8 protein-coding genes are annotated in these 7044 nt (G+C 38.8%); all 8 read left to right on the top strand.

The features are described 5' to 3' along the window. The coding region (locus tag AC5JMK_RS02520; RefSeq protein ID WP_495909317.1) for a hypothetical protein at positions 1-248 on the top strand (248 nt) is incomplete at its 5' end. A gap of 77 nt (positions 249-325) precedes the next feature. Next, positions 326-970, top strand: a complete 645-nt coding sequence (gene rimM / locus AC5JMK_RS02515; RefSeq protein ID WP_495909316.1) for a ribosome maturation factor RimM — start codon at positions 326-328, stop codon at positions 968-970. 502 nt (positions 971-1472) lie between these two features. Next, positions 1473-1985, top strand: coding sequence for a flavodoxin FldA (gene fldA, locus AC5JMK_RS02510; RefSeq protein WP_495909315.1), 513 nt, complete (start codon positions 1473-1475; stop codon positions 1983-1985). 370 nt (positions 1986-2355) lie between these two features. Further along, positions 2356-3111 (top strand): alpha/beta fold hydrolase, encoded by a 756-nt coding sequence (locus tag AC5JMK_RS02505; RefSeq protein ID WP_495909314.1) that lies wholly within the window; start codon positions 2356-2358, stop codon positions 3109-3111. 245 nt (positions 3112-3356) lie between these two features. Then, the gene (gene gap, locus AC5JMK_RS02500; protein ID WP_495909313.1) at positions 3357-4403 is read left to right on the top strand and encodes a type I glyceraldehyde-3-phosphate dehydrogenase; all 1047 of its coding nucleotides are present in this window, start codon (positions 3357-3359) and stop codon (positions 4401-4403) included. Positions 4404-5004: 601 nt separating this feature from the next. Further along, the gene (locus tag AC5JMK_RS02495) at positions 5005-6009 is read left to right on the top strand and encodes a transaldolase (protein WP_495909312.1); all 1005 of its coding nucleotides are present in this window, start codon (positions 5005-5007) and stop codon (positions 6007-6009) included. Positions 6010-6195: 186 nt separating this feature from the next. Beyond that, positions 6196-6435 carry a hypothetical protein gene (locus AC5JMK_RS02490; RefSeq protein WP_495909311.1) on the top strand — a complete coding sequence of 80 codons (240 nt, stop codon included), beginning with the start codon at positions 6196-6198 and terminating at the stop codon, positions 6433-6435. A 362-nt stretch (positions 6436-6797) separates the two neighbouring features. Next, positions 6798-7043, top strand: a complete 246-nt coding sequence (locus AC5JMK_RS02485; protein ID WP_495909310.1) for a putative toxin-antitoxin system toxin component, PIN family — start codon at positions 6798-6800, stop codon at positions 7041-7043. The last annotated feature ends 1 nt before the right edge of the window (position 7044 follow it).

The raw sequence follows: 7044 nt of genomic DNA, 5'->3' as shown, positions 1-7044 counted from the left end.
GCGACCGCAAAAACCATTTCGGCGACCGCAAAAATCATTTCGGCGACCGCAAAAATCATTTCGGCGACCGCAAAAACCATTTCGGCGACCGCAAAAACCATTTCGGCGACCGCAAAAATCATTTCGGCGACCGCAAAAACTATTTCGGCGAACGCAAAAACTATTTCGGCGAACGCAAAAACCATTTCGGCGACCGCAAAAACTATTTCGGCGACTGCAAAAACTATTTCGGCGAACGCAAAAACTAAGTACTTAGACAGAATTAATTACGCAGATTGTTTAATAGGAATTGGGGAGACAAGGGAAGATGAAGAAGAATATGAATATGAAACAAAAGGAGACAGGGAGACAAGAAAACAAAGAGAAAAAGAGAAAAGAAGATCGAAAAAAATCCGACTCTTCACCTTCTGTCACTTCTCAATTGGAAGATTGGATGGAAATTGGTACGATTGTCGCACCCCAAGGTTTACACGGAGAAATGCGGGTGTATCCTGACTCGGATTTTCCCCAGAGGTTTGAGATTCCGGGAAAGCGTTGGTTGTTGCGTACAGGAGAAATGAAACCGCAGCCAGTAGAATTACTAACAGGGCGTTATATTGAGGGTAAAAATATCTATGTAATTAGATTGGCTGGTGTGGATGATCGCAATCAAGCTGAGGAATTGCGCGGTTGTAAATTAATGGTTCCCAAAAGCGATCGCCCCCAGTTGGAAGAGGATGAATATCATGTCCTTGATTTAATTGGCTTGCAAGTTTTTATGCAGGAATCTGGTGAACTCGTTGGTACGGTGGTAGAGGTGATTGCTGCTGGTAATGATTTATTAGAAGTCAAGTTACACCAACCACCAACCAGCAATAACCAACAAAAGAATGTTTTGATTCCTTTTGTGAAGGCGATCGCGCCAGTGGTAGATTTGGAAACTGGCAGGATTGAAATTACGCCACCACTTGGTTTACTGGAAATAAACTAACCAGCATTTTTACAGAAGAAACCTGAATCCTTTGTCATACAACACCAAAGTTGAAAACGAAGGATTCAGTCTTGTTTTTGCAGTAAGGTTTATTGCAATTTTGTCATTAGGCTCAATCTGTAGCAACTTTATTGCTATAGATTAGCATTTTAACTAGTAAATATATCAGCATATTCAATCCTACTGGCGTAGCAAGTCTAAGTTTAGACGATCAGATTTTCTTAGTTTGCAAGTAATTCGAGAACTAGGTTCCTTAACTACGGTTGAAGTTTATAAAATTTAATTTTGCTTATTGCAAACTAATATCAATTAATCTGGTAGGATATACTGGTTGCTTATTGAAATACTTAATCATTAATTTTGGATAGATTCTTCCGAATTCTTAGGAGATGACACTATGACCACTATGGTTGTAGTAACTCCACAGTAGCTTCTCTCATAAGTCGAAGCCTTGACTAATCGACATTACATCAATCTCTAAGTTTTTCTATTCAGGTGTCAGATGTCAAAAACAATTGGTCTTTTTTACGGTACTCAAACTGGTAATACTGAATCTGTTGCTGAAATGATTCAAGATGGATTCGGTAAGGATTTAGTAAATTTACACGATATTTCCCAAGCAGATGTCAGTGATTTTGACGAGTATGACTATTTAATTATTGGTTGTCCGACTTGGAATATAGGTGAACTTCAAAGTGATTGGGATGGCTTTTTTCCTGAACTTGACGAAATTGATTTTTCTAACAAGTTAGTTGCTTATTTTGGCACAGGGGATCAGATTGGCTATGCTGATAATTTTCAAGATGCAATTGGTATTTTAGAAGAAAAGATTTCAGAACGTGGTGGTAAAACAGTCGGTTACTGGCCAAAATCTGGCTATGACTTCAACGATTCTAAAGCATTAAGAAATGGTAAGTTTGTTGGACTAGCAATTGATGAAGATAATCAATCTGAATTAACGGCAGAACGAGTAAAAACGTGGATTAATCAGCTAAAAAAAGAATTAAACCTGTAAACGCTTTTTTTGGTGACTCTTTCCTCTAAAAATACAAAATGTATATCTGTACCAAAGTTTAAATTTTAAGTAAGAAAATCAGAATTCAGTATTTAAGACTTTAGAATATTCTTAAATACTGAATTCTGAGTTCATTAGGTATGTTAGTGAAATTCAGAATCAATGACTCCCAAGACATAATTACCTGTCTGTGCTGGTAAAAGATATATTTTTGTGATTCTCACACTATAAATTTGAGAAAAAAGCGAAAATATCTTGATAATAAATACCTAATTCTTAACTACTTTGGCAGTAAAAATTTTTAAATACGCATTTATTTGACTAATAAATCAAAATTGATAACTCCTAATTTTACGCCTAATAGGTATGTATGTCTGATTTATTTGATGTTCTTTGGTTAAACGTTAGCCCAAGTTTGAAGGGTTTAGACAAACCATTACTTCAATACTTATCTAAGTATATTTCAGTGGCACGATGGGAATATTTGCAAACCAAAGATGAAGCTTGTTCCCTAGATACAGCAGTGGAGCTACTGTATGATTTTTTAAAATCGCAAGATCGCCCGGTGCATTTAGCAGGTCATGGTATGAGTGGTGCGATCGCTTTATTATTTGCTCGTCAATATCCACAAAAAGTGCGATCGCTAGCATTATTGGCTGTAGCATCTCAACCGACAAATACTTGGCAAGCGCACTATTATCAACAACGCCTTTTCTTTCCTCTGAACCGTGAGCAAATTTTAGTTAACAGCGTTCGGACTCTGTTTGGTAATCAATCTCCCGCAAATACCAAAAAGCTACTGACTGCGCTCACCAGAGATTTAGACGAATCCCCCACACCCCATTCTCTGTTTCGATTTTTTCACTTACCCAAAGGTGGGGTTTCCATGCCAATGTTTGTATGTGGTAGCAAAAATGATCCAGTTGTCACCCCACCAGATTTACAAGACTGGCAAAATTTCTTAAAGCCAGAAGATACTCTCTGGGAATGTGCTAAAGGATATCATTTCTTTCACTACTTCTATCCTCAACAGGTAGGAAAGCAAATATTGAGTTTTTGGCAATGCTTCACCCAGAACCCAGAACTAATCCCAAATTCCAAACTCAATGTGTATTGTGAAGGGTGAAGAGAGTATGGGGAGTGTGGGGGGAATTATTTAACAAGTCTCTTCCCCATCCATCCCCTTATCCCCAAAGGGGACCCCTACCTTCCCCAATCCCCATTACCCAATCCCAATCCCCAGACTAAACCTTAAAAGAAGCCAAGTAAATGGGCGATCGCCAAATCAGACTGTCAGGATCGAAAAAGCAGTAATATGTCATTTGCTTTCATTTCTCCTTTGTTCAACTTCCCAGAATAGGAGGTAAAATCTTGGCTAAGTTAAAAGTTGGCATCAATGGGTTTGGTCGAATTGGACGTCTGGTATTTCGTGCTGGGATTACGAACCCCAACATTGAGTTTGTGGGTATTAACGACCTCGTACCACCAGATAACCTCGCTTACCTGTTGAAGTATGACTCTACCCACGGGATGTATCGGGGTAACGTTGAAGCAAAGGATAATGGCATCGTTGTTGATGGACATTTTGTTCCTTGCGTATCGATTCGGAATCCAGCAGAATTGCCTTGGGGTAAATTGGGTGCAGATTATGTAGTTGAATCTACAGGACTGTTCACCAATTATGAAGGAGCCGCGAACCACCTGCAAGCTGGAGCCAAGCGAGTGATAATTTCCGCGCCTACTAAAGATCCAGAGCGAGTCAAAACCTTGTTAATGGGTGTCAATCATCACTTGTTTGACCCAGCTAAAGATACTGTAGTATCCAATGCTAGTTGCACTACTAACTGTTTGGCTCCCATTGCTAAAGTCATCAACGATAACTTTGGCTTAACTGAAGGATTAATGACCACAGTCCACGCCATGACTGCTACTCAACCCACAGTAGATGGCCCTTCCAAAAAAGATTGGCGTGGTGGTCGTGGTGCTGCACAAAATATTATTCCCTCTTCTACAGGTGCAGCAAAAGCTGTAGCATTGGTTTTACCGGAATTAAAAGGTAAATTAACTGGTATGGCGTTCCGGGTTCCGACTCCTGATGTTTCTGTGGTTGATTTAACCTTCAAAACTGCGAAAGCCACTAGTTATCAGGAAATCTGTGCAGCGATGAAAGCAGCAGCCACAGGTGAATTGAAAGGTGTATTAGGCTACACTGACGAAGAAGTAGTTTCCACAGATTTTCAAGGAGATACACACTCTAGTATCTTTGATGCTGGCGCTGGAATTGAACTAAATTCAAACTTTTTCAAGATTGTGGCATGGTATGACAACGAGTGGGGTTATTCCAACCGAGTCATTGACCTCATGTTATCTATGGCACAAACAGAAGGTCTTTTGCAGAGTGTTGCAGTAGCAGTTTAACAGTTAACTGTAGTATTTTCGCTGGGGTTGACTGATTTCAGCAGGGAATTGATTATTTTCAATTCCCTATTTTTGACAAACGTTAGGACAAAATGTAAATGTTTTGGCGATCGCAGATCTGAATTATGTTTAATCGGACAAACATAAATCATATTTTTAAGTATATTAATAATCATTAAATTATATAAAATCTCTTGTGATTAAGCTAAACTTCCCATCTTTTTTTTAGTACCAATACTGAAAAAAAGCTAAAGAATTTGTGATGCAAATATTCAGTTATACAAGCATGACAATAGTCAAAAATTGTTCAAATATTGATGATTACTAGGGTTGAAAATATCCCTTCATGACGAAAAATGCAAAATGGTTTAAAAAAACTGCATACAATCAGACAATCAATCTTGGCATAACTTGCCTAGAATAGGGCTGGAGGGTATTGATTCAGGACTTTTGCGAAATTCTTTTGGTGTAATTGGTAATCAGTAATCAAAGGATATATTAATTTCTCATTACCAATTAACCATTACCGTCAACTCAGCTATCAAGACCACTACAACCCAATAATAGTAAGTCCTGGAAAATAAAATTCAAGAGGTAAACCATGTCAAAGAATTTACTAGAACAATTGCGAGAAATGACCGTTGTGGTCGCAGATACTGGAGACATTCAAGCAATTGAAAAATTCAAGCCCCAAGATGCGACTACCAACCCTTCCTTGATTACAGCTGCGGCCCAAATGCCAGAATATCAAGAAATAGTTGATCAAACTTTACTCAAAGCAAAAAAAGACCTTGGTTCAGGTGCATCTCAAGCTCAAGTAGTTTCTTTGGCATTTGACCGTTTAGCAGTATCCTTTGGATTAAAGATTCTGCAAATTATCCCTGGTCGAGTTTCCACAGAAGTGGATGCACGCCTATCATACGATACAGAAGCGACTGTCACCAAAGCACGAGAATTGATTGCTCAATACGAAGGAGTGGGAGTTTCTCGCCAAAGGATTTTGATTAAAATTGCTTCCACTTGGGAAGGTATTTGTGCTGCGGAAATTTTGGAAAAAGAAGGAATTCATTGCAATCTCACCTTACTGTTTGGTGTTCATCAGGCGATCGCCTGTGCAGAAGCAGGTGTGACTCTGATTTCTCCTTTCGTCGGACGGATTCTCGACTGGTACAAAAAAGAAAGCGGACGAGATAGTTACCCCTCACCCGAAGATCCAGGGGTTGTGTCTGTCACAACAATCTACAACTACTACAAGAAATTTGGTTACAAAACCGAAGTTATGGGAGCTAGCTTCCGTAATGTCGGCGAAATTACTGAATTAGCAGGTTGTGATTTGCTGACCATTTCTCCAGCACTACTGGGTGAGTTGCAAGCCACAATCGGAGAATTACCCCGTAAACTTGATGCTAGCAAAGCAGCAGGAATGGCAATTGACAAGATTTCCATGGACAAAGCTGCCTTTGATAAAATGCACACAGCTGATCGTATGGCATCAGAAAAGTTAGATGAGGGTATCAAAGGTTTCACAAAAGCATTAGAAACCTTAGAAAAACTTCTCGCAGAAAGACTGGCTAAACTGGAAACAGAGACTAAAATTTCTGTATAGAAAGCTCCACTAAACCAACTTTACGAAAGGAGTTGACACTCCCACGGCTTTAAGCCGTGGGATTTTTGGTACTCTTCGAGAAGTCTTCGCCTACAACTAATCAACTTATCTAATTGGGTTTCTCCCATAGACTCTTTCGCAGTGAATTGGTGAGCAATTATTTCAAATTACAAAGATTAAATAACAATGAACGCTTACAAAATATACGTTACGATTGAAGACCCGAATAATGTGGTTTTATCTAATTTACCATTTGAGCGAGGACAGCGAGTAGAAGTTATTATCTTGGCAGAAGATAATAAAAGGTCTGCAATAAGTCAAAAAATTAGAGATTTATTTGACAGAACGCAGTCATTCCCGCAAGTACAAGAGATTACAGGAGAAGACATAGCAGGAGAAATTGAAGCTTACCGTCGAGGCGAATGAAGATTATTATTGATACGAATGTTTTAGAGGATGTTTGAAAAGTCATGATTGATGTATCAAATATTTTTTACCCCACCCTAACCCTCCCCTTGTAAAGGGGAGGGAACCGGATTTCTCTTGTTTCCCCCCTTTATAAGGGGGGATTAAGGGGGGTAATAATGTAATTAAAATTACAGCCAATCACTTTTCAAACAACCTCTTAGTTTCTGCTGTACTCAAGGGTAGAGAGCCAAGGATAGTTATTCAATTCGTCGTTGACAATCTAGATTGTGAATGGATTGTGTCTAAAGAGATTTTGAAGGAATATAAGGAGGTTTTAACTCGCAGCAAGTTCAGACTATCTTCGGAAATTCGCTCAGAGGTTGTTTGAAATTCTGGATGCAGTGACAACCCTAATTGACGTTAATGTAGAAATTGATTTTCCAAAAGATAAAAAGGATGCAAAGTTTTTGGCTTGTGCTTTAGCAGCAGAAGCAGATTTTTTAATTACAGGCGATTCTGATTTTAATGAAGCTCAAAGTCTGGTCAAGACAGCTATTATTTCAGTGTCTTTATTTAAAACCCACATTCCGCACTTCAAATTGAAGTACAAAGAGATTACATCATGAG

It is taken from the genome of Pelatocladus sp. (genome assembly GCF_059505505.1).
Note: the sequence above shows the minus strand (reverse complement) of the source record. Positions and strands in the feature narration are given on the sequence as shown.